This window comes from Salibaculum griseiflavum, from assembly GCF_003129565.1.
GTDB classification, from domain to species: domain Bacteria; phylum Pseudomonadota; class Alphaproteobacteria; order Rhodobacterales; family Rhodobacteraceae; genus Salibaculum; species Salibaculum griseiflavum.
The window spans coordinates 175,556-196,872 of the sequence record NZ_QETF01000001.1 but is presented as its reverse complement, the minus strand read 5'-3'; the positions used below and the strand labels follow the sequence as shown (position 1 = coordinate 196,872).

The 21,317-nt window shown below is 63.1% G+C and carries 24 protein-coding genes; 10 read left to right on the top strand and 14 right to left on the bottom strand.

The window, feature by feature from the left end; all coding sequences use genetic code 11:
• Positions 1–48 precede the first annotated feature (48 nt).
• Positions 49–2,502 carry a DNA topoisomerase IV subunit A gene (locus DFK10_RS01050; protein ID WP_109386018.1) on the bottom strand — a complete coding sequence of 818 codons (2,454 nt, stop codon included), beginning with the start codon at positions 2,500–2,502 and terminating at the stop codon, positions 49–51.
• A gap of 154 nt (positions 2,503–2,656) precedes the next feature.
• On the opposite strand from DFK10_RS01050, the gene DFK10_RS01045 reads away from it, so the two are divergent.
• The 6 genes from DFK10_RS01045 (at position 2,657) to DFK10_RS01020 (ending at position 6,761) form a co-directional block, all read left to right on the top strand.
• On the top strand, positions 2,657–3,175 hold the full coding sequence (locus DFK10_RS01045) for an SH3 domain-containing protein (RefSeq protein ID WP_217810025.1): 519 nt from the start codon (positions 2,657–2,659) through the stop codon (positions 3,173–3,175).
• A 40-nt stretch (positions 3,176–3,215) separates the two neighbouring features.
• Positions 3,216–4,049, top strand: a complete 834-nt coding sequence (locus DFK10_RS01040) for an SDR family NAD(P)-dependent oxidoreductase (RefSeq protein WP_109385682.1) — start codon at positions 3,216–3,218, stop codon at positions 4,047–4,049.
• Between the two features lie 61 nt (positions 4,050–4,110).
• Positions 4,111–4,311, top strand: coding sequence for a twin transmembrane helix small protein (locus DFK10_RS01035; RefSeq protein ID WP_109385680.1), 201 nt, complete (start codon positions 4,111–4,113; stop codon positions 4,309–4,311).
• A complete protein-coding gene (locus DFK10_RS01030) occupies positions 4,311–4,883 on the top strand; it encodes a cob(I)yrinic acid a,c-diamide adenosyltransferase (RefSeq protein ID WP_109385678.1) in 573 nt (190 codons plus the stop codon). The genes DFK10_RS01035 and DFK10_RS01030 overlap by 1 nt, the downstream gene beginning before the upstream one ends.
• Before the next feature lie 190 nt (positions 4,884–5,073).
• Entirely contained in the window at positions 5,074–5,832 is a 759-nt protein-coding gene (locus tag DFK10_RS01025; protein WP_109385676.1) for an electron transfer flavoprotein subunit beta/FixA family protein, read from the top strand.
• On the top strand, positions 5,832–6,761 hold the full coding sequence (locus DFK10_RS01020) for an FAD-binding protein (RefSeq protein ID WP_109385674.1): 930 nt from the start codon (positions 5,832–5,834) through the stop codon (positions 6,759–6,761). Before DFK10_RS01025 ends, DFK10_RS01020 begins: the two co-directional genes overlap by 1 nt.
• A 47-nt stretch (positions 6,762–6,808) precedes the next feature.
• On the opposite strand, the gene DFK10_RS01015 is transcribed toward DFK10_RS01020, so the two are convergent.
• Positions 6,809–7,585, bottom strand: coding sequence for a DUF6473 family protein (locus DFK10_RS01015; protein WP_109385672.1), 777 nt, complete (start codon positions 7,583–7,585; stop codon positions 6,809–6,811).
• Positions 7,586–7,765: 180 nt separating this feature from the next.
• Here DFK10_RS01015 and DFK10_RS01010 point away from each other — a divergent pair, with 180 nt between their 5' ends.
• Positions 7,766–8,641 carry a 3-hydroxybutyryl-CoA dehydrogenase gene (locus tag DFK10_RS01010; protein WP_109385670.1) on the top strand — a complete coding sequence of 292 codons (876 nt, stop codon included), beginning with the start codon at positions 7,766–7,768 and terminating at the stop codon, positions 8,639–8,641.
• Here the strand turns inward: DFK10_RS01010 and DFK10_RS01005 are convergent.
• The 7 genes from DFK10_RS01005 to DFK10_RS00975 are packed head-to-tail and all read right to left on the bottom strand — an operon-like array spanning position 8,638 to position 14,057.
• Positions 8,638–9,537 carry a lysophospholipid acyltransferase family protein gene (locus tag DFK10_RS01005; RefSeq protein ID WP_235866731.1) on the bottom strand — a complete coding sequence of 300 codons (900 nt, stop codon included), beginning with the start codon at positions 9,535–9,537 and terminating at the stop codon, positions 8,638–8,640. The two genes, DFK10_RS01010 and DFK10_RS01005, sit on opposite strands and share 4 nt — an antisense overlap.
• Before the next feature lie 35 nt (positions 9,538–9,572).
• A complete protein-coding gene (locus DFK10_RS01000) occupies positions 9,573–9,842 on the bottom strand; it encodes an HPr family phosphocarrier protein (protein WP_109385668.1) in 270 nt (89 codons plus the stop codon).
• Between the two features lie 11 nt (positions 9,843–9,853).
• Positions 9,854–10,246, bottom strand: coding sequence for a PTS sugar transporter subunit IIA (locus tag DFK10_RS00995; RefSeq protein ID WP_109385666.1), 393 nt, complete (start codon positions 10,244–10,246; stop codon positions 9,854–9,856).
• Positions 10,243–11,127 carry an RNase adapter RapZ gene (rapZ, locus tag DFK10_RS00990; RefSeq protein ID WP_235866730.1) on the bottom strand — a complete coding sequence of 295 codons (885 nt, stop codon included), beginning with the start codon at positions 11,125–11,127 and terminating at the stop codon, positions 10,243–10,245. Before rapZ ends, DFK10_RS00995 begins: the two co-directional genes overlap by 4 nt.
• Before the next feature lie 53 nt (positions 11,128–11,180).
• Complete coding sequence (locus DFK10_RS00985) at positions 11,181–11,603, bottom strand: HPr kinase/phosphorylase (protein WP_109385662.1); 423 nt, start codon at positions 11,601–11,603, stop codon at positions 11,181–11,183.
• Positions 11,604–11,612: 9 nt separating this feature from the next.
• A complete protein-coding gene (locus DFK10_RS00980; RefSeq protein WP_109385660.1) occupies positions 11,613–13,352 on the bottom strand; it encodes a sensor histidine kinase in 1,740 nt (579 codons plus the stop codon).
• Between the two features lie 3 nt (positions 13,353–13,355).
• Positions 13,356–14,057 (bottom strand): response regulator transcription factor, encoded by a 702-nt coding sequence (locus tag DFK10_RS00975; protein WP_109385658.1) that lies wholly within the window; start codon positions 14,055–14,057, stop codon positions 13,356–13,358.
• A 336-nt stretch (positions 14,058–14,393) separates the two neighbouring features.
• On the opposite strand from DFK10_RS00975, the gene DFK10_RS00970 reads away from it, so the two are divergent.
• Positions 14,394–15,992: a phosphoenolpyruvate carboxykinase gene (locus tag DFK10_RS00970; protein ID WP_109385656.1), complete on the top strand. Its 1,599-nt coding sequence runs from the start codon at positions 14,394–14,396 to the stop codon at positions 15,990–15,992.
• A gap of 71 nt (positions 15,993–16,063) precedes the next feature.
• On the opposite strand, the gene DFK10_RS00965 is transcribed toward DFK10_RS00970, so the two are convergent.
• Positions 16,064–16,831 (bottom strand): sulfite exporter TauE/SafE family protein, encoded by a 768-nt coding sequence (locus tag DFK10_RS00965; protein ID WP_109385654.1) that lies wholly within the window; start codon positions 16,829–16,831, stop codon positions 16,064–16,066.
• Positions 16,832–16,976: 145 nt separating this feature from the next.
• On the opposite strand from DFK10_RS00965, the gene DFK10_RS00960 reads away from it, so the two are divergent.
• A complete protein-coding gene (locus DFK10_RS00960; RefSeq protein WP_109385652.1) occupies positions 16,977–18,650 on the top strand; it encodes an acyl-CoA dehydrogenase family protein in 1,674 nt (557 codons plus the stop codon).
• Between the two features lie 85 nt (positions 18,651–18,735).
• Here the strand turns inward: DFK10_RS00960 and DFK10_RS00955 are convergent, their stop codons facing one another.
• Both DFK10_RS00955 and DFK10_RS00950 read right to left on the bottom strand, forming a co-directional pair.
• Positions 18,736–19,227, bottom strand: a complete 492-nt coding sequence (locus DFK10_RS00955) for a TrmO family methyltransferase domain-containing protein (RefSeq protein ID WP_109385650.1) — start codon at positions 19,225–19,227, stop codon at positions 18,736–18,738.
• On the bottom strand, positions 19,227–19,826 hold the full coding sequence (locus DFK10_RS00950; RefSeq protein ID WP_109385648.1) for a hypothetical protein: 600 nt from the start codon (positions 19,824–19,826) through the stop codon (positions 19,227–19,229). Before DFK10_RS00950 ends, DFK10_RS00955 begins: the two co-directional genes overlap by 1 nt.
• A gap of 111 nt (positions 19,827–19,937) precedes the next feature.
• On the opposite strand from DFK10_RS00950, the gene DFK10_RS00945 reads away from it, so the two are divergent.
• The gene (locus tag DFK10_RS00945; RefSeq protein WP_109385646.1) at positions 19,938–20,327 is read left to right on the top strand and encodes an META domain-containing protein; all 390 of its coding nucleotides are present in this window, start codon (positions 19,938–19,940) and stop codon (positions 20,325–20,327) included.
• On the opposite strand, the gene recO is transcribed toward DFK10_RS00945, so the two are convergent.
• Entirely contained in the window at positions 20,324–21,049 is a 726-nt protein-coding gene (gene recO / locus DFK10_RS00940; RefSeq protein ID WP_109386014.1) for a DNA repair protein RecO, read from the bottom strand. The genes DFK10_RS00945 and recO overlap by 4 nt on opposite strands.
• Before the next feature lie 70 nt (positions 21,050–21,119).
• Positions 21,120–21,302 (bottom strand): hypothetical protein, encoded by a 183-nt coding sequence (locus DFK10_RS00935; RefSeq protein ID WP_109385644.1) that lies wholly within the window; start codon positions 21,300–21,302, stop codon positions 21,120–21,122.
• Positions 21,303–21,317: the final 15 nt, after the last annotated feature.

The window sequence follows — 21,317 nt, the reverse complement described above, 5'->3', positions numbered from 1 at the left end:
GACATGACTAGCTCAGCCGGGCCGGTCACGCAATCGGCGCGCGATCTGTCAGCGGAAACGGTTGTCGCGGGGAAAGCCATGCGGCGGTTGCTTGCCGACGCCGGCCCGTTTGCCGAGCCACGGCCCCAGGTCACGCTCGGTGCGGGTATTGCCCCCGCCCATGGTCCAGCTGAGCCCGTCTTCCCAGGCGAATGTGGTGATGTCGGCAAGGCCGCCATCGAGTTCCAGCACACCCTGCCGGCCGCGCGCCTGCTTGTATTTCTGAAGCCTGACGCCCTTGCCCCGGCCCATCTCGGGTATTTCGGCCAGCGGAAAGACAAGGAACTTCCGGTTCTCCGACACGATCGCCACATGGTCCCCTGCGACGCGCCGCACGGCGGCAGCGACAACATCTTCCTTGACGTTCAGCACCTGTTTGCCCGCCCGGGTCTGGGCCACCACGTCGTTTTCAGGCACGACGAACCCGTCTCCGGCACTGGAGGCAACCAGCAGTTTTTCGCCGGGGCGATGCACGATCAGGTCGACGATGCTGCATTCGTTGGGCAGGTCCACCATCAGCCGCACAGGTTCACCCATGCCGCGCCCGCCGGGCAGATTGGCCGCCGACAGGGTATAGAACCGCCCGTTGCTGCCGAAGACGAGCAGACGGTCGGTGGTTTCCGCATGAAAGATGAAGCGCGGCCCGTCGCCATCCTTGAATTTCAACTCGCGGTTCAGGTCGATGTGACCCGAAAGTGCGCGAATCCAGCCCATCTGGGAACAGACAACGGTGATGGGCTCGCGGTCGATCATGGCCTCCAGCGGCACATCCTCGACTTCCCCTGCCTCGGCAAAACCGGTGCGTCTTGCGCCGCCCTCGGACTTGGCGCCGAATTCCCTGCGGACCTCCTTGAGCTGTTCGCCGATGCGATCCCATTGCAGGCTTTCATCGTCCAGCAGGTCCTCGATTTCCGCGCGCTCAATCATCAACTCGTCGCGCTCGCGGATCAGGGCCTCTTCCTCAAGCCGCCGCAGACTGCGCAGACGCATGTTCAGGATCGCCTCGGCCTGCACGTCCGACAGGCCGTTTTCGCGGCCCGCATAGCTTGAGGGCACCTTGCGCTCGCTTTCACCGTCGGCAAAACCGGGAGCGATGGCGGCCTCGTCCACGATCAGGGACAGGCTGGCCACATCGACGCCGATAAGCGGAGAGACATAGTCCGCCTCGGATGTGGCCCGCCGGATCGTGTCCTGATGCGGGCGGCTCCAGTCTTCGTACATCAGCGCCGCCTTGGGATCGTCGTCATAGCGGATGATGTCGATCACACGGTCAAGGTTGAGGAAGGCGGTGATCAGGCCTGACAGGACCTCGAGCCGGTTGTCGATCTTGTCCAGCCGATACTGGCTGCGCCGCAAGAGCACCTCGCGCCGATGATCGAGAAAGGCGCGCAGAACCTCCTTGAGGCTGCAGACCTTCGGCGTCAGCCCGTCGATCAGCACGTTCATGTTCAGGCTGAACCGCGTTTCCAGGTCGGAGTTGCGGAACAGCATGCCCATCAGAACCTCGGCTTCGACATTCTTCGAGCGCGGTTCCAGAACGATCCGGATATCGTCGGCGCTTTCGTCGCGCACATCGGCCAGGATCGGCACCTTCTTGGTCTGGATCAACTCGGCCAGTTTCTCGATCAGCTTGGATTTCTGAACCTGGTAGGGGATCTCTGTGACAACAATCTGCCACTGGCCGCGACCAAGTTCCTCGATCTCCCAGCGCGCCCTAAGGCGGAACCCGCCCTTGCCGGTGCGGTAGGTCTCGGCCATGCTTTCCGGCGGTTCGACGATGACGCCGCCGGTGGGGAAATCCGGCCCCTTGATATAGTTGAGCAGCGTGTCGTCGCGGGCATCCGGGGTCTTGATCAGGTGCAGGCAGGCCGCGATGACCTCGTCGAGGTTGTGCGGCGGAATATTCGTCGCCATCCCCACGGCAATGCCACTGGCGCCATTGGCCAGCAGATTGGGAAACGCCGCGGGCAGCACCACAGGTTCGCGCAGGGTGCCGTCATAATTTTCCCGGAAATCGACCGCGTTTTCCGACAGCCCTTCCAGAAGGGCTTCGGCGGCCTTGGTCATCCGCGCCTCGGTGTAGCGGCTGGCGGCGGGGTTATCGCCGTCGATATTGCCGAAATTGCCCTGCCCGTCGACGAGCGGATAGCGCACCGCGAAATCCTGCGCCAGGCGCGCCATGGCATCATAGATCGCCGCGTCCCCATGTGGGTGGTAGTTGCCCATCACGTCGCCGCTGATCTTCGCGGATTTGCGGAACCCGCCGGTGGCCGACAGCTTCAGTTCCCGCATGGCAAAGAGGATTCGCCGGTGAACCGGCTTCAACCCGTCACGTGCATCGGGCAGGGCCCGGTGCATGATGGTCGACAACGCATAGGTCAGATAGCGTTCGCCAATGGCACGGCGCAGCGGCTCGGCCAGTTCCATGAGGTCCATGTTGGGGTCTGTCGTCTCGTCGGACATAAATGCTGTGTAGCCAAGCCCGCGCGCGCCGTAAATCGCCAATTGCGCATTCGGCGCGGCGAAATTCCCCGCAATGATGACTCGCCGGATTTCGGAACCCGCGCTATGGTACTGGCGTTGTTTGCGTATCCAGAGATCTCTGGGGGGATCAGGTATGAAAACCTATGTCTGGCTGTCCTTCGCCTTCATGGGCTGGGCCTATTATGAAATCTCCGGCGGAGCTGATTTCCAACCGCAAGAGCGCGACGCCAAGGCCGAAGCACCTACCGAAGAGGCGGAACCGTCGGTGATCACGACCCGTGCCGATACGTCGGCTCTTTCGGCGATCGCCCCCTCCGACGGCGACGCCGCGCCCTCCGTGACGCCGGCCGCTTATGCCGCGCAACAACCGCAGCCCGCCGCCGCTCTCGACGTCGCATCGTGGCCGCAGGACAACGCGGATCGACAGGAGCCCGCCCCGGCGCCCACACCACCGCCCGACCTGCGCACGGTTGCCGGCAGTTTCGTGAACATGCGACTCGGCCCCGGCACGACGCACGGCGTCGTCGCCACCCTGCCCCGCGGCACCGAGGTCGAGGTGCGCGAGGTCTTGCAGGGCTGGGCCCGGCTCGAGGTGGTTCAGACTGGCCAGCGCGGCTGGATGGCCGTCCGTCTGCTGACCGACCCGAGCTGAGCCCTTGTCCCCGGCGCCGGTTACGGACAAAAGCGGGGCCATGACACAGCGTTCCATCCTGATCACCGGCTGTTCGTCGGGTATTGGTGCAGATGCCGCCCGCACATTGCACGCGCGCGGCTGGCAGGTCTTCGCCTCTTGCCGGGCGGAATACGATTGCGAGAAACTGCGGGCCGAGGGGCTGCAGAGTCCGCGACTCGATTACGAGGACCCGGTTTCAATCCGCACCGCGCTGGACGAAGTTCTGGACGCCACCGGCGGCACGCTCGATGCGGTCTTCAACAATGGCGCCTATGCGATCCCGGGCGCGGTCGAGGATGTGCCGCGCGATGCCCTGCGCGCCATCTATGAAACCAACCTGTTCGGCGTCCATGACCTGACCCGCGAGGTGATCCCGGTGATGCGTGCCCAGGGGCACGGGCGGATCATCAATTGCTCCTCGATCCTCGGGTTCATCCCGATGAAATGGCGCGGCGCCTACGTGTCCACGAAATACGCGATGGAGGGGCTGACGGATGTCTTGCGCCTCGAAATGGCTGACACCGGGATCGACGTCATCCTGATCGAGCCCGGCCCGATCACCAGCCGTATCCGGGAAAACTCGCGCCGCCCATTCGAAACCTGGATCGACTGGAAGGAATCGGCCCGAAAAGACCAATATGAATCGGGTCTTCTGAAGCGGCTCTACCACGACAAGGACAAACCCGACGCCTTCGAATTGCCGCCCTCAGCCGTCACGCGCAAGCTGGTTCATGCGCTGGAGGCACCGCGCCCGCGCCCGCGCTACTATGTCACAACGCCGACCTATCTCATGGGAATGGCGCGCCGATTGCTGCCCACGCGGGGGCTGGACTGGCTGATCGCCAGGGGCTGACCCTTTCCTTTGCCGCCATAGCTGCTAAGTCCGACGAAACCAGAAACAGAAAGGCCCGGTCATGACTGCCCAACCTCTTATCGTCGCGATCGTCATCGCCTGCGTGGTGGTGGCTCTGATCCTCATCCGAGGGGTCGCCATGTTCGGCACCGGGGCCGATCCCAAGAAATCCAACAAGGTGATGCAGCTGCGGATCATCGCGCAATTCATTGCGGTCGCCATTATCGTGATCGGTGCCCTTTTGCTGAACGGAGCGGAATGATGGTTGTCCTCAACAAGATCTACACCAAGACCGGCGATGCGGGCGAAACCGCCCTTGGAAACGGGGCACGCGTGGCCAAGCATTCGATGCGCGTCATCGCCTATGGGACAGTGGATGAAACCAATGCCACGGTGGGCATGGCCCGCCAGCATGCCGACGGCGAATTGGATGCGCTTCTTGGCCTGATTCAGAATGACCTGTTCGACCTCGGTGCCGACCTGTGCCGTCCCGATATGGAAAAGGACGCCGAAGCCGAATACCCGCCCCTGCGGGTGTCGGACAGCCAGGTCACCCGGCTGGAGGCCGAAATCGATACGATGAACGGCAAGTTGCAGCCGCTGCGCAGCTTCATCCTGCCCGGAGGCTCCGCCCTGGCCGCCCACCTTCATGTCTGCCGCACGGTATCGCGCCGGGCCGAACGGCTGGCGGTGGAATTGGCGACGATGGAAACCGTGAACCCTGCGGCGGTGAAATACCTCAACCGCCTCAGCGACTGGTTCTTCGTAGCCGCACGCATCGCGAACAACGACGGCCACGACGACGTTCTCTGGCAGCCGGGCGCCAACCGCTGATCCGTGCACGGGACGGCGGGCGGGGCGATGTTGCCGCCCGGCATGGCGGCAACGAGCGGCGCTCGGCGGCCCGGTTTCGAAAGAACGCGGCGTAGGTTGGCGCTAACGTGACGATTTTGCACTGTCGCACGGCCCGCGCCCGCGCTACCAACACCGTCGAGATTAGGAATCCATAGGGAGATTTACGCTGATGAAGGTGCTCGTGCCCGTCAAACGCGTGATCGATTACAACGTGAAGGTCCGCGTCAAGGCGGATGGTTCCGGGGTCGATCTCGCCAACGTCAAGATGTCGATGAACCCGTTCGACGAAATCGCGGTCGAAGAGGCGATCCGCCTGAAAGAGGCCGGCAAGGCCGATGAGGTCGTGGCTGTATCCATCGGCGTGAAACAGGCCCAGGAAACCCTGCGCACCGCGCTCGCCATGGGGGCCGACCGGGCGATCCTGGTCGTGGCCGCCGAGGACGTCCACCAGGACATCGAGCCGCTGGCCGTCGCCAAGATCCTTGCCAAGGTCGTCGAGGAAGAGCAGCCCGGTCTGGTCATCGCGGGCAAGCAGGCGATCGACAACGACATGAACGCCACCGGCCAGATGCTGTCGGCGCTGCTGGGCTGGTCCCAGGGCACCTTTGCCAGCGCTCTGGACGTGGACGGCGACAGCGCCGTGGTGACCCGTGAGGTCGATGGCGGGCTTCAGACCATCAAGGTCAAGATGCCGACCATCGTCACGGTCGACCTGCGCCTGAACGAGCCGCGCTACGCCTCGCTGCCCAACATCATGAAGGCGAAGAAGAAGCCGCTGGATGAGAAGACCGCCGAGGATTACGGCGTCGATGTCACCCCGCGCCTGTCCATCGTCTCGACGTCCGAACCCGAAGCGCGCCAGGCTGGCGAGATCGTCGGCTCGGTCGACGAACTGGTCGAGAAACTCAAAGAGAAGGGGGTCGTGTGATGGCTGTTCTGCTGCTTGCCGAAGTCAATGACGGCGAATTGGCTATGGATGCCACCGCCAAGGCGGTGACCGCTGCCAAGCAACTGGGTGACGTGACCGTGCTGTGCGCGGGCGGGTCTGCCGCCGCTGCGGGCGACGCCGCCGCCAAGATCGACGGTGTTTCCAAGGTCCTGGTGGCCGAGGATGACAGCCTGGGCCATCGCTTGGCCGAATCCACTGCCGGTCTGATCGTCTCGCTCGCCGGTGACTACGACCACATCACCGCCCCGGCCACCACGGACGCCAAGAACGTGATGCCGCGCGTGGCCGCGCTGCTGGACGTCATGGTGATCTCGGATGCTTCCGCCGTGGTCGATGCCGACACGTTCGAACGCCCCATCTACGCGGGCAACGCGATCCAGACGGTGAAGTCGTCCGATTCCAAGAAGGTCGTCACCTTCCGCACCTCGACCTTTGACGCCGCCGGTGAAGGCGGCGCGGCCCCGGTCGAAACCGTGGATGTGCCCGCTTCCGAAGGCCTGTCGGAATGGGTCGAGGACAAGGTCGCAGAAAGCGATCGCCCGGAACTGACCTCGGCCGGTGTTGTCGTGTCCGGTGGGCGCGGTGTCGGCTCTGAGGACGACTTCGCCCTGATCGAGAAACTGGCCGACAAGCTGGGCGCAGCCGTGGGCGCATCGCGCGCCGCGGTCGACTCGGGCTTTGCCCCCAACGACTGGCAGGTGGGCCAGACCGGCAAGGTCGTCGCCCCGGACCTTTATATCGCCGTGGGCATCTCGGGTGCGATCCAGCACCTGGCCGGCATGAAGGACTCCAAGGTGATCGTTGCGATCAACAAGGACGAAGAAGCGCCGATTTTCCAGGTCGCCGATTACGGCCTCGTTGCTGACCTCTTCGAGGCCGTTCCGGAACTCACCGAGAAGCTTGGCTGAGCCCACTGATAATGTGACTGTAAGGCCCGCCAAACCGGCGGGCCTTTTCATTTGAGGCCCCGCCCCATTGCCTTGGACAGTGCCGATGCAACGCGGCGGTGGTCGTCGGCATCGGGCGATTGCGGCAACGCACCCGGGCAACCCTCGTAGATGACAGTCGTCAGTTTCGCCCCGGCCTCTTCCAGTGCGCCCAGCATCTTTGGCGTGACCAGGTTCGGGTCGTGCCCGTCGACCGCTGGGGACCGAGGGTCGCGCGGGGCGAACCAAAGCAGATGAACAGGCCCCTTGGCCAGGCCAACCAATTGCCGCATGCGCCGAACCCAGCTGCGCTGCAGGACGGCCCGCACTTGCGAAAACCGGACAGGGTCTTTCTCGACCAGTTTGGTCAAGAGATGGCCGGTAAAGGCGACACCCGTGAAATCGACGTCCGGGTAAAGCTGTCGCAACGCGGGTTTGGGGGCGATGAACCGGTCATTCCGGCGCGGATGCACCTTGTAGAACCGGTTGCTGAGATTGGCCGCACCCATCACCTGCAACACCATCGCTGAGGCATCGTGAATGAGGGCGCGCACGGCGTCATCCTGCAAGAACAGATCAGGCCCGGCCATTTGCTGACCCAGATTTATACAGACCGTGCCGGTTCGATCCTCCAGAAGGTTCGGAAAGGGCTGGGTCACGTTGCGGGCAAAGGTTTCGCTGCTACCGATACAGGCCACATAGGCCCCGTCGGTTGGGCGCCGCGGGCCCCGGAAGGCCACCCGCGAAAGGCCGTAATTGCAGGTCGTCAGGCGCGCATTGCGCACGGATCTCACGTGAAGTGTCATAGGTCCCACCACCATGTCTTGTCTCACCAAGGCCCAATTTCCGCCGATTCCCTTTCAGCAGCCTTAAACCGCTATTTCGTCTCAAATCCTGACGATCCGTCTTTCTGCATCGCGGCACCTTGAGCCGGACCGGAACGGGGCATAGGGTATCGGCAACGAACAGGATCAGGGATCGAGCGTATGGCTATTGAACGGATTGGCGTCGTCGGGGCCGGGCAGATGGGCAACGGGATCGCTCATGTCTGCGCCGTGGCAGGCTACGAGGTGCTGCTCAATGACATCGACCAGAATGCCATCGACAAGGCCATGGCCACGATCGGCAAGAACCTCGACCGCCAGGTCAGCCGGGAGGTGATCACCGAAGCCCAGAAAGCAGAGGCGATGGCGCGGATCGGCACAACCCAGACCCTGACCGATCTTGGCCCCACGGACCTGGTCATCGAGGCCGCAACAGAACGGGAAACCGTCAAGCAAGCGATCTTCGAGGATCTACTGCCGCACCTGACGCCGGACACGATCCTGACCTCCAACACCTCGTCGATTTCGATCACCCGCCTGGCAAGTCGCACCGACCGGCCCGAGAAATTCATGGGCTTCCACTTCATGAATCCGGTGCCTGTCATGCAGCTGGTCGAGCTGATCCGCGGCATCGCCACGGACAAGGACACGTTCGACGCCTGCTATGGCGTGGTCGAACGGCTGGGCAAGACGGCCGCCACGGCCGAGGATTTTCCCGCATTCATCGTCAACCGCATCCTGATGCCGATGATCAACGAGGCGGTCTATGCGCTTTACGAGGGCGTGGGCAGCGTCCAGTCAATCGACACCTCGCTGAAACTGGGGGCCAATCATCCGATGGGGCCGCTGGAACTGGCCGATTTCATCGGTCTGGATACCTGCCTGGCCATCATGAACGTGCTGCATGACGGGTTGGCGGACACCAAGTATCGCCCCTGCCCGCTTCTGACGAAATATGTCGAGGCCGGGTGGCTGGGCCGCAAGACCGAGCGTGGCTTCTACGATTACCGTGGCGAGACGCCGGTGCCGACCCGCTAGGCCGCCGGGTCGCGATCGGGATCCTCGCCCAGCGCAATCGTGTGCTGGCGCAGCCATGACATGAACCCGCGCGGGTCCCGACCTTTCTCCGCAGCCATCTCGGGCGAGATCGGCTTGCCGATCACCGGGGCCTGGGGTTTGTCGAAGGCATGGACGACCTCATGGATCAACAAGCCCTGCCGCAGGATCGGCGAGACATTGGCGGCAATCTGGTATGCACGGGAATTCGACCCCGGGAAATAGCAAGGCACCACGGTCGCCCCCGACCGGCGGATCATCTTGGCCGTAAAGACATTCCATTCCGCCTCGATCGCAGGGCCGAACATGGTTTCGGCCTGCGCCACCACGCCTGACGGGAACAGCGCGATCAGCCCGTCCTTGTCCAGATGATCCATCGCCTTGGCGCGCATCTCGATCATTTGTTTCTGGGCGTCGGCCTCGTGCGGGAATGGCACGGGGATCATGTAGCTGGCCGCGCTTTCGTCGATGCCGGTCAGCAAGGCACGGGTGAGAATGCGGTAATCGTTGCGCCGCCGGCCCACCACGTCGGCCAGCACCATGCCATCGATCAGGCCGTGCGGGTGGTTGGCCACGAGGATCACCGGCCCGCTTTCGGGAATCCGGTCGAGCTGGTGTTCCGGGGTCTGAATGTCGATCCCCATGATCTCCATCGTGGCCGGCCAAAAGGCCTGTCCCTTGGGAATGTCGCGGCTTTCGAAGCGGCGGATGCGACGGATCACCTCGATCTTGCCGGTACACCATTCCATGGACTTGATGAGCAGCCGCAGCAGCACGCTGTCGAAGGTATCGGAATAGGTCAGGCTCCGGCGATCATAGATCTTCGGAGCGCCACGGCCCTGCGCGTCGTGCAGGTTTCTGGAAGACGTTTCCGTCAAACGTGAATTTCCCTCGTTCGAGATGCGGTCGGGATTCAGTCCCCTTCGCCGAACTTGTCTGCCACCAGCGCCTCGAGCGCCGCAGCAAGTTCTTCGGCCTGCGCGCCCGTGGTTTCGACCTCAATAAAGGTTCCCTTGGATGCTGCCAACATCAAAAGCCCCATGATGCTGTCGCCTGCGGCGGACAGCCCATCCTTGGTCACCTCGGCCTCTGCGTCGAACTGCTCGACGGTTTCGGCGAACTTGGCCGAGGCGCGGGCGTGCAGCCCCTTGATATTGACGATCTCCAGGTTGCGATGCGCCATGGGCCCTCTCCCTAGTCCAGCCCGACGGAATGGCTGTTGATGTATTTTCGGCCCGCGGCAAGTGCGTCCTCCACCGCGACGGGAACCGGCTTGCGGCGCGACTTGGCCAGTTTCACCAGCATGGGCAGATTGGCCCCATAGATGATGCGGCGATTCTCCGGGCTGCAGGCGCGCAATGACAGGTTGGAAGGCGATCCACCAAACATGTCGGTCACGATCACGACGCCATCGCCGCTATCGACGGCATCCGCGGCTGTGCAGATTTCTTCCTGCTTGGCCGACCGGTCGACCTCGGCCTCGATCGCGATGGCGCGGATGCCGGGCTGACGGCCCACGACATGTTCGACCGCGGAAAGATATTCCGCTGCCAATCCCCCATGCGCCACGATAACGATCCCGATCACGCCTGCCTGTCCCGTTTGGTCGCCCCGCGACCCCAGCGATCTTGTTCCCCGTGCCTTATAGACACCTGCCACCCCGCCTCTGCAAGCCCCCGGGCCACGGTTTCGGTGACGACGACCGAACGGTGTTGCCCTCCGGTACATCCGAAGCCGACGGAAAGATGGGCCTTGCCCTCTTTTCGGAAGGCCGGCAACAGATCCAGTAACAGCGCCTGCACCTGGCCGGTAAACCCGGCAAAGCGGGGATCCTGCTCGACATGGGCCTGGACCGCCTTTTCAAGCCCGTTGAGCGGCCTCAGGGCGGGATCCCAGTGAGGATTGTGCAGAAATCGGCAATCGAACATCATGTCGACGCCCTTGGGCAGGCCCCTCTTGTAGGAAAACGAGTGCAGAGTGACCCCCATCGTCGATGCCCGGTCATCCGAGAACCACTCGGCCAGAGCCGCCTTGAGGTCATGCGGGCTCAACTCGCTCGTGTCGATGACGATATCGGCTTGGGCACGAATCGGCGCCAGCAAGCCGATCTCCTGCTCAATGCCTGTAATGGCGGGGGCATCTGGCACGAGCGGATGGCGGCGCCTTGTCTCGGAATAACGCCGGACCAGCACGTCCTCGGAGCAGTCGAGGAACATCAGTTGCAGCGCCAGGTCGTCGCGCGCCTCCAGCCATTCGACCAGGTCCTGCAATCCCTCGACCGAGAAATCACGATTGCGGATGTCCACACCCACAGCCATCGGCCGGTCGCCACCGGGTGCATCGAGCAGCCGCCGCAACATCGACATGGGAATGTTGTCGATGGCCTCGAAGCCCAAATCCTCGAGGATTTGGGTCGCGGTGGATCGACCGGCACCGGAGGGGCCGGTGATAATCACCAGCCTTTGCATGGTGGTATCTGTCTGATGTTGCGAGTCTTGCATTCGGCTCTCGGGCATTTTGGTCACTCCAACCGACCATGACGGATATATTGCATGATAGCGGCTGGAAAATGGTTATGCGCAACCTTGTGAAGGCAGGGGCAATCCACGCCGAGCAGCGTCGTGGTGCGATGCGGCGGAAGGCGCTCGCTTTCCTCTCTGCCCATGTCGATGACGAGGGCGACGGGAACAGCGTCGGTGAGGCGCGCGCGCAGAAGTCCGACGAAACGCGCCTCGATCGCGGCCGGCGCGGCGTCCGGCGCGCGGGCGGTCACGGTGTCATGATCGCGGTGTAGCAGGGTGATGTCGTCGCTGACCAGTTGTGCGCCAAGGGCCAACAAACCCAGCGCGAGCGCAGATTTTCCCGATCCGGATGGCCCCATCAGGAGGATACCCTTGCCCTCGACCGAAACCGTGGTGGCGTGTATCTGGCCCTGGTCCGTCACCGGGCCGCCCTAGACCGGCAGGCCGACCACGAACCGGGCGCCCAGCGGATCGGACCCCACATCGGCATCCGTGGGGCGAATGTTCTCGGCCCAGATCACACCGCCATGAGCTTCGACGATCTGCTTGGAAATGGCCAGCCCGAGGCCGGAATTGTTGCCGAACTGGCCTTCGGGACGTTCCGAGTAGAACCGCTTGAAAATCTTCGACAAGGCCCCGTCCGGAATGCCTGGCCCGGTGTCCTCGACCACGACGAGCACCCGGTTTTCGCGCTTGCGTGTCCAGACCCGGATCGCATCGCCGTCCTCGCAGAAGGAAATCGCGTTCGAGATGAGGTTGACGAAGACCTGCGCAAGCCGACCTTCGAGACCGACCACGGTGATCGGATGCTGGGGCAGGTCGGTGATGAAGTCGACGCCCTTTTCCCTGGCCTGGTTGCCCAGGAAGTCGGTGATGTTCGACAGCATCTTCAGAAGATCGAATTCCTCTTCCTCTTCCTTGACCAGCTCCGTGTCCAGGCGCGACGCGTTCGAGATATCGCTGACCAGCCGGTCGAGCCGCTGTACGTCGTGTTCAAGAACTTCCAGCAGCCGTTCGCGCTGATCGTCGCGCTTGGCGACACGCAAGGTGCCAACCGCCGACCTCATCGAAGCCAGCGGGTTCTTGATTTCATGGGCAACGTCGGCGGCGAATTGTTCGTTGCCTTCGATCCGCTGGGTCAGGGCGGCCACCATGCCACGCAGCGCGCCGGACAGGCGACCGATCTCGTCCGGGCGGCCTGTGAGGTCGGGAATGCGGATCCGTTCGGGCGCGACCTTGCGGGCGTTCTTGTCCCGCCCCAGCTCGGCCGCCTCGGCGAGATCCGAAAGCGGATTGGCGATGGTTGACGCCAGAACGAGGCTGAGCGCGATCGAAACACAGGCCCCGACAAGAAACATCTGCAAAAGCTGCTCTCGGTCTCGGCTGACCAGATCATCCAGTTCGCCGGGGGCCGAGACAACTGCGACCACACCGACTGGCCGCTCGCCCTGCATGACCGGTGTGGACACAGCGAAAAAGGCGCGCCCTTCGATGTCCTGGCGGGTCTCCAGCTGGGTGCCGGAGGCGATCGTGCGTTCGACCGACCGCCCAAAGTCCAGAACGGCGGCCACCGGCGTCGCCTCGGGGTCGCCGGGCCGCAGGACGGTCGAGAACCAGTTGAACACGCCATTCAGAAAATCGGTGATCAGGGTGCCGCGACCCTCCAGTTCCAACCCGGGAACGGGCGCATCCTCCGGCGTCGGATCGGACCAGCTGGACACCAGAACGCCCTGGGTATCGAACAGATACACATCGACCCCGCCACGCAGGTCGAGCCCTCGCAGCACCAGTTGCGCGTCGATCCCGTCGCCGGTGACAAGGTTGACCGGGGCCCCGACCGGAAGCTGCGCCTCGAAGACATCGGCGATCAGCTCGGCCTCGTTGACAAGCGACGATCCCCGTTGAAAGGCAAGGTTGTCGCGGGACGGGCTGAGATAAAGCACCCCCGCCACGAGCAGGATCAACCCCAGCAGGTTGAACGTGATGATCTTGCGCGCGAGCGGAGACTTGTTGAGCTGCAGCAAGCCGCGTCGCGCCCGGCGATTCTGAAGATCGCTGTCATCGGCGCGCGGGGCGACCCAGTCATCCCCCAGAACGACGGCCTCGTTCTGTTCGGCAGCTTGCCGGACAGATTTCAGGTCGCGAACGTCGATCTTGGGGGCTGCTGTCATCCCTTATTCTTCGTTATAGCGATACCCGATCCCGTAGAGCGTTTCGATGGCGGAAAACTCGTCGTCGACTTGGCGCATCTTCTTGCGCAGGCGCTTGATGTGGCTGTCGATGGTGCGATCATCCACATACACTTGGTCATCATAGGCCACGTCCATCAGCTGATCGCGGGATTTCACGAAACCGGGACGCTGGGCCAGCGCTTCGAGAAGCAGGAATTCGGTCACGGTCAGCGATACGTCGCGCCCCTTCCAGGTGACGGAATGGCGCAGCGGGTCCATGCTGAGTTCGCCACGCACCATCAGCTTCTGTTCCTCGCCCTCTTCCACAAGCTCGCCAGAGATGGCGTCCTGCCGGCGCAGAAGCGCCCGGATTCGTTCGACCAGCAGACGCTGGCTGAAGGGTTTCTTGACGTAGTCGTCCGCCCCCATGCGCAGGCCGAGAACCTCGTCGATCTCGTCATCCTTGGAGGTGAGGAAAATGACCGGCATGCTGGTTTTCTGGCGCAGGCGCTGCAGCAGGTCCATCCCGTCCATGCGCGGCATCTTGATATCCAGAACGGCCAGTTCCGGCATCTTCTTGTTGAAGGCGTCCAGCGCGGCCTGCCCGTCATTGTAGGTTTCGACATCGAAGCCTTCGGCCTCGAGCGTCATGGATACCGAAGTCAGAATATTGCGATCATCATCAACAAGCGCGATGCGTGACATTGGACTGCCCCTTTTATGCTGCTCTAAATTTTGCCTGTGTTTTTTGCTATTTTTGCCCTGATCGGCAGGGGCGAATCAATCCAAATCTTCACAGGCGCCACATTCCTGTGTCCGTTTTGACCCCAAAAACGGTAATCAATGGCTAAAATGTCTCACTTTGGTGTCTGGGCGCGCAGGTGGGTTGGCGGCGGCCCGCCATGGTGGCGCTAACGGCAATCTGGTTGCGCTAATGATTGCGCTAACTGCGACATCGCACTCTGTTCATGTGTAAAATCAGCGTGTTAATGCAGCGCTATTGGGGCACGTCCGCCCCGCGCAAAACGGAGCGAGAGAGACATGGACCACGGAACGGTCAATCCGAAGATGAAACTGCAGGATCAGGGCATCAGCGGTCTGGGCCATGTCTATTACAACCTGCTCGAACAGGAATTGGTCGATGTCGCCGTGGAACGCGGCGAAGGCACATTGGGCAAGGGCGGCGCTTTCCTGACCACGACCGGACAGTTCACCGGCCGGTCGCCCAAGGACAAGCACGTCGTGCGCACCCCCAGCACCGAAAACACCATCTGGTGGGACAACAACGCCCCGATGGCGCCCGAAGCCTTCGACAGGCTTTATGACGACATGACCGCGCACATGAAAGGCCGCGACTACTTCGTCGAGGACCTGTATGGCGGCGCCGACCCGGCGCACCGCCTGGACGTGCGTATCGTGACCGAGCTGGCCTGGCACGGGCTGTTCTGCCGCCACCTTCTGCGTCGGCCCGAGGTATCGGAACTCGACAGCTTCAGCCCCGACTTCACCATCATCAACTGCCCCAGCTTCAAGGCAGATCCGGAACGCCACGACTGCCGGAGCGACACGGTGATCGCGCTGAATTTCGACCGCAAGCTGATCCTGATCGGCGGCACGGAATATGCCGGGGAAAACAAGAAATCGGTTTTCACCCTGCTCAATTACATCCTGCCGGAAAAGGGCATCATGCCGATGCACTGCTCGGCCAACCATGCCAAGGGCAACCCGGTGGACGCCGCCGTATTCTTTGGCCTGTCCGGCACCGGCAAGACCACGCTTTCGGCCGATCCCAACCGGGTTCTCATCGGGGATGACGAGCACGGCTGGTCCGAGCGCGGCATCTTCAATTTCGAGGGCGGCTGTTACGCCAAGACCATCGGGCTGGACCCCGAGGCCGAACCCGAGATCTACGCCACGACCCAGATGCCGCATACCGTGATCGAGAACATGGTCTTCGACCCCGAAACCCTGGAACTGGATTTCGAGGATGACAGCCTGACCGCGAACATGCGCTGCGCCTACCCGCTGCATTACATCGACAATGCCAGCGAAACCGCACTGGGCGGGCATCCCAAGAACATCATCATGCTGACCTGCGACGCCTTCGGCGTTCTGCCGCCCATCGCACGGCTGACCCCGGCACAGGCCATGTATCATTTCCTGTCGGGCTTTACCTCCAAGGTGGCCGGCACCGAGCGTGGCGTGACCGAGCCGGAGCCGACCTTCTCGACCTGTTTCGGCGCGCCCTTCATGCCACGCCGCCCCGAGGTCTACGGCGAATTGCTGCGCCAGAAGATCGCCAGTCACGGCGCCACCTGCTGGCTGGTCAATACCGGCTGGACCGGCGGCGCCTATGGCACCGGCAGCCGCATGCCGATCCAGGCCACGCGCGCCTTGCTGACCGCGGCGTTGGACGGCTCGCTGGTCGAAGGGCAGTTCCGCAAGGATGCGAATTTCGGCTTTGACGTGCCTGTGACCTGCGCCGGCGTCGACGACAAGCTGCTGAGCCCGCGTGACACTTGGGCCGATCCCTCAGCCTATGACGCGCAGGCGCAGAAGCTGGTGGACATGTTCGCCGAGAACTTCACCCAGTACGTGCCCTATATCAACGAGGACGTGAAGGCCGCTGCCATCGGGTAAGCGCCTTGCCAAACCCCCTCACCACGCCCCGCGCCCTCGGTCGCGGGGCGTTATCGTTTGGCGAAGTCGCGTCAGACGAGTCCACGGCGTATCAGGTTCAAACCTGCTAACAGGAGCACCAGAAGCGTGACCTTCCGAAAGGTCGCCTGGTCGATCCTGTCCTGTAGCTTGAACCCGGCCCACATGCCGAAGGCAGCCGGGATGATCAGGAAAGCGGACAATCCAACCGTATCGCGGTTCAGGACGCCCGATTGCAGGTGTCCCAGCAACAGCATCACCGAGCCCAGCCCGTAGATCACGCCTTGCACCACCAGTTGCCGCGCCTTTGGCGTGTCGATCGCCACGAGATACAGCACCGTCGGCGGGCCCCAGGTGCCCGCAAGACCACCCATTGCCCCGGACAAGAACCCGGCAATGACCGCGCCCAGCGTGCGACGATTTTCAGGGATCGACAGGCGCAGACCCAGAAGCTGGATAGCGCAAAGCAGCACGACCGGGATGCCCAGTACAAGAAACATCGTATCCGTCGGGATCACGGTCAGGAACTGCGCCGAGATCAGGATCATCGTGCAGACGATCAACAGGTAAAGCCAGTAATCGCGGATCGCCTGCATCGCCTCGTCCAGCCCGGCGCGCAGCACTTGTAGGCCGTTCGACATGACGATCGGCAGGATCAGGGCGGCCACGGCGATTCGAGGCTCCAGCAACATGCCAAGGCCCGACACCATGATCAGCGGCATGGCGAAGCCGACGGCCCCCTTTACGACGCCCGCAAGAAGCGTGACGGCGATGACGGCCGCCAAAAGGGCGGCGCTATCGATGCTTGCGAAAATATCCATGATCTTCCCATAGCCCGAGGGGCGATCGGTCGCAGCCCCAAATCGTCCGCGACATTTTCTTTATGATCTTGCGCGCTATGTCGCAGCAATATTGCGCCGCACTCGCAAAGCCGCTATTGCTGCACCTGCAAAAAGAGGAATCGCCATGCCCCGGGACGGACACGAGATGAGCCCCATTCTGAATGATCTGCTGAGCCTGACGAAAGCAGCTCTGCCGCCACTGGAAGAGTTGCTTGAAACCGCCACGACCACCGTGCGCGACCTGGTAACCGAGGGCGAGCGTGTCTCCGGCAGCCTTCTGGAGCAGAACCAGACAGCGGCACACGGGCTGGCTTGGGTGGCGACCTACGTGGAATCCCTGCGCCAGATGCAAGGCTGGGCCGAACGGCTGCAAGCCGATGGCAAGTTCGGCGAGGTCGAACAGCTGATCCACCAGATCGCTTTCGGCGAATACCTCTGGCAGCTCTACGGTGGTATCCCCATGAGCCAGGGTGAGATCGTCCGCTTGCAAGACCTTGGCCTGAGCCAGGACCAGATGCGCGCCATGATGACCCCCGAGGTCATGACCCTGACGCAAGAGGCCAACAGCCAGGCCGCACGGATGCGCCTTGTCGAGCTGATGCAGCAGCAGGCCGCCAATATCACGGTCGGCGCGCCGGGCCTAGATGACGAGCTGGAGATGATCCGCGAACAATTCCGCCGTTACGCGGTCGAACGCGTGGAACCCAATGCCCATGACTGGCACCTCAAGGACGAGCTGATCCCGATGGAGATCATCGAGGAACTGGCCGAGATGGGTGTCTTCGGCCTGACCATCCCCGAGGAACTGGGCGGTTTCGGCCTGCCCAAGGCGGCGATGGCGGTGGTGTCCGAAGAACTCAGCCGGGGCTATATCGGCGTCGGCAGCCTTGGCACCCGGTCCGAGATCGCGGCGGAGCTGATCCTCTGCGGCGGCACCGACGACCAGAAGGCGCATTGGCTGCCCAAGATCGCCTCAGCCGAAATCCTGCCCACCGCCGTCTTCACCGAGCCTAACACCGGTTCCGATCTGGGATCGCTGCGCACGCGCGCGGTGAAGGTTGGCGACGATTACGAAATCACCGGGAACAAGACCTGGATCACCCACGCCGCCCGCACCCATGTCATGACCCTTCTGGCACGGACAGACCCCGACAGCACCGATCATCGTGGCCTGTCCATGTTCCTTGCCGAAAAGACGCCCGGCACCGACGAGAACCCCTTCCCGACCGAGGGCATGACCGGCGGCGAGATCGAGGTTCTGGGGTATCGCGGGATGAAGGAATACGAACTTGGTTTCGATCAATTCAAGGTCAAGGGCGAGAACCTGCTGGGCGGGGAAGAAGGCAAAGGCTTCAAACAGCTGATGCAGACCTTCGAATCTGCCCGCATCCAGACCGCCGCCCGCGCCGTGGGGGTCGCGCAATCGGCCTTGGACGTGTCGATGCAATATGCGCAGGACAGAAAACAGTTCGGCAAGTCCCTGATCAACTTCCCCCGCGTGGCCGGCAAGCTGGCGATGATGGCTGTTGAAATCATGGTGGCGCGGCAGCTCACCTATTTCTCGGCCAACGAGAAGGACAATGACCGCCGCTGCGACCTGGAGGCCGGGATGGCCAAGCTGCTGGGCGCCCGTGTGGCCTGGGCTGCGGCCGATAACGGCCTGCAGATCCACGGCGGCAACGGTTTCGCCATGGAATACCAGATCAGCCGCATCCTGTGCGACGCACGCATCCTCAACATCTTCGAAGGTGCCGCCGAGATCCAGGCGCAGGTTATCGCACGACGCTTGTTGGGATGACGGGGTTCGAAACGATCCGGGGGATCGTTTCGGCCCGGCGACACGCCGAGATCCGGGCGCAGGTCATAGCGCGCCGCCTTCTGGGTTAGTCCTCGGGTCCGGGCGGAATGTCGATCCCGTCCAACCATGGCTTGATGTCGAGCACCGGTGTGCCGTCGAAAGCGTCGGTCACGTCTATACCGATCTCGCCAGCCTCGTGATCCAGCGAGGTTATCCGCACCGCTTCGATCGCGATGGGATTGGGGCGGACCGGACTGCGCAGGGCGAAGGTCCCGCGCGGGCCATCCGCATGGCGCGGAGCCTGCACGATCAGGTCACGCCGCGCCCGGTCGAACCAAAGGACCAGCCATATGGCCTGCCCGACCTGAAGCCCCCGCAGCCCGTCCCGGTAGGGCGCGCTGATCACCACGCGCCCATGGCCGCCGCCCGCCTCGCGGGATTGGCGGAGGTTCTTGGGGGCCTCACCGGGCGCCCAGTCGGACTGCAAGACACCTATGAAGGTAATTGCCGCATCCTTGCACTCCGCCGGGTCGAAACCCAGCGCCACTTCGCCGTCTCGTGCCGGTTTGGTCTTCATCACTTCAACGGCAGCAGTGTGCAGGGCATGTCCCGCAGGTCCGGCAGGTCGGTGATGCGATAGCTGCTGCAATCACTCAGCGCCGCGCGGTCCGCTGCACCCTGAGTGGCGTGGCCCCAGACGATGGCATAGGCACCATCCTCGCTGATCGCCATGGCCCGGTGACGCGGGCGGGCCTCGTGGGCCTCGAAATGGCCAGCCGCATCAGGACCCATTGTAGCTACACCGCGCCCCGGCGGCTCGTAGCCGCGCGGATGAATCTCGGCATAGATCAGGCAGGCATCGGTGAATTTCAGACATTCTTCACGGGCAATGTCGCGGGCGCCGGCAATCGAATTCGCGCCGGAAACATAGCCATAGGACCCGTCCTTGCCGATGGCGAAAGCCCCGAAATAGGTCATCCCGTCCTGGAACTCTTGCTCAAAGGCCAACCGGGTATCGCCTTGCAACGGCAGAGCGGAACGTTCGACCAATACCCCGTCGCGGGCGAACGTCACCACGGTATCGATCGGCGCGGCAAACTCGGCCTCATGCAGGTTGTCCGGCTCGGAGAGGGGCACTTGGCCCAGACCGAATGCCAAAAGGACTCCCAAGAGCATGTGAAGCGCCTCCATGTAACATCTCACGAGTTGCATCAAACTGGCACGGGTCTGGGCAGCGGTAAAGGCTGGCCACTTGGTTTGGCCATCAAACCCGAATAGGATCAGGCAATGAGAGGAATAAGTGCCCTATTTGCCATCGCGGTTCTTGCAAGCTGTGTTGAAGATCATTCCGGGTCGAAGCGGATCCCAAAAGGTGTTGAATACGCGTTGATCGAAATGAATGGCGCGGCTTTTGACGGACGGGCCACGATCCTGTTTGGCGCGGACGGGGGCGTGTCAGGCCAGGCGCCCTGCAACCGGTATTTCGGGCAAGTCAGCAGCCGCTACCCGCGCTTTGCCTTGAACGGTGTAGGCGCCACGATGATGGCCTGCCCCGCTCTCGATACAGAGGCAGCCTTTTTTGCCGCGCTGGAAGGCATGACGCTTGCCAATGTGTCTGGCGACACGCTGACCCTGAGCAACCCCGCCGGCGAAACGCTGGTCTTTGCTGCGCCCTAGGCGCTGCGCCGAAGCAGGTCCAGCAGGCGTGCCCGCGCCTCTGGCACGGGCTTGTCGCCCAAGGATGCCGCAAGGTGGTGCTCCAGGAAATGCCCCGTGACCGTCAGCGCCTCGAGAATATCCGCCGTGCTGGCCGCGCCCTGTCGCAGTAGAACGGGCGGTAGCGGCAGAAGCCTGTCGGCCCACTCACCTGCCCCGGTCCGCGACACCGCCCGGCCAGATTTGGGCGAGACATAGACCAAGCCCTCGGTCGCACCCGTCACCGCGCAGGACGACAGGTCGAGACCGAAGCCAAGCTCTTCAAGAAGGGCAAGCTCCCAGCGCAGATAGCCCAGCGGCCACAGCTCGTCCTGCCCAAGCAGGTCGAGCAATTGCACGCTGCGCCCGTAAAGCGGCGGGTGCGCCTCGCGCTCGGGCAAGGCGAAACACAAAAGCCCGGTCACCGCGTTCAAGCCCGCAAGCGCAAGGCGCCCGCCCATGGATTGCGCGGCACGACTGCGAATGGGCTCGACAGTGAAGGCGCCCAGATGCTCTTCCAGCCGGGCCTTCCAGGTCACGTCCAGTTGGGCGCCCGGCTGCAGGATGGCCGACAGCTTGCGCCCGGTGCCACCGCGGACGACGCCAGCGACGCGCCCGTGCCCCTCGGTCAGCACGTCGAGGATCACGGCATTCTCGCCGTGCTTGCGAACCCGCAGGACCGCACCCTCTTCGCGCCATTCGATCATGCGGGCATCAAGCGCCATCACGCCGATGGGCGCAAGGGCCATGCCTGCCTTGCCGGGTGCGGCTGGCTCAGCTTTCGTTGGCGCCGCGCAACTGCCGGATCGCCTTTTGAACGGCGCGCCAAGTTTCGGCTGCCTCCGACTCGCCGGCCTCTTCATGCTGTTTGGCCTTTTGCGCGGCTTCCGCTTCGGCCTTGTCGCCATGGGCATCATAGAGCGCCCGGGCATGTTGTGCGATTTTCTCGATCTGCATATCTCGGCTCCTTTC

Coding starts and splice junctions, on each gene's coding strand:
- DFK10_RS01050 (WP_109386018.1), bottom strand. CDS start 2,502: ATGTCCGACGAGACGACAGACCCCAACATGGACCTCATGGAACTGGCC.
- DFK10_RS01045 (WP_217810025.1), top strand. CDS start 2,657: ATGAAAACCTATGTCTGGCTGTCCTTCGCCTTCATGGGCTGGGCCTAT.
- DFK10_RS01040 (WP_109385682.1), top strand. CDS start 3,216: ATGACACAGCGTTCCATCCTGATCACCGGCTGTTCGTCGGGTATTGGT.
- DFK10_RS01035 (WP_109385680.1), top strand. CDS start 4,111: ATGACTGCCCAACCTCTTATCGTCGCGATCGTCATCGCCTGCGTGGTG.
- DFK10_RS01030 (WP_109385678.1), top strand. CDS start 4,311: ATGGTTGTCCTCAACAAGATCTACACCAAGACCGGCGATGCGGGCGAA.
- DFK10_RS01025 (WP_109385676.1), top strand. CDS start 5,074: ATGAAGGTGCTCGTGCCCGTCAAACGCGTGATCGATTACAACGTGAAG.
- DFK10_RS01020 (WP_109385674.1), top strand. CDS start 5,832: ATGGCTGTTCTGCTGCTTGCCGAAGTCAATGACGGCGAATTGGCTATG.
- DFK10_RS01015 (WP_109385672.1), bottom strand. CDS start 7,585: ATGACACTTCACGTGAGATCCGTGCGCAATGCGCGCCTGACGACCTGC.
- DFK10_RS01010 (WP_109385670.1), top strand. CDS start 7,766: ATGGCTATTGAACGGATTGGCGTCGTCGGGGCCGGGCAGATGGGCAAC.
- DFK10_RS01000 (WP_109385668.1), bottom strand. CDS start 9,842: ATGGCGCATCGCAACCTGGAGATCGTCAATATCAAGGGGCTGCACGCC.
- rapZ (WP_235866730.1), bottom strand. CDS start 11,127: ATGCAAAGGCTGGTGATTATCACCGGCCCCTCCGGTGCCGGTCGATCC.
- DFK10_RS00980 (WP_109385660.1), bottom strand. CDS start 13,352: ATGACAGCAGCCCCCAAGATCGACGTTCGCGACCTGAAATCTGTCCGG.
- DFK10_RS00975 (WP_109385658.1), bottom strand. CDS start 14,057: ATGTCACGCATCGCGCTTGTTGATGATGATCGCAATATTCTGACTTCG.
- DFK10_RS00970 (WP_109385656.1), top strand. CDS start 14,394: ATGGACCACGGAACGGTCAATCCGAAGATGAAACTGCAGGATCAGGGC.
- DFK10_RS00965 (WP_109385654.1), bottom strand. CDS start 16,831: ATGGATATTTTCGCAAGCATCGATAGCGCCGCCCTTTTGGCGGCCGTC.
- DFK10_RS00960 (WP_109385652.1), top strand. CDS start 16,977: ATGCCCCGGGACGGACACGAGATGAGCCCCATTCTGAATGATCTGCTG.
- DFK10_RS00955 (WP_109385650.1), bottom strand. CDS start 19,227: ATGAAGACCAAACCGGCACGAGACGGCGAAGTGGCGCTGGGTTTCGAC.
- DFK10_RS00950 (WP_109385648.1), bottom strand. CDS start 19,826: ATGCTCTTGGGAGTCCTTTTGGCATTCGGTCTGGGCCAAGTGCCCCTC.
- DFK10_RS00945 (WP_109385646.1), top strand. CDS start 19,938: ATGAGAGGAATAAGTGCCCTATTTGCCATCGCGGTTCTTGCAAGCTGT.
- DFK10_RS00935 (WP_109385644.1), bottom strand. CDS start 21,302: ATGCAGATCGAGAAAATCGCACAACATGCCCGGGCGCTCTATGATGCC.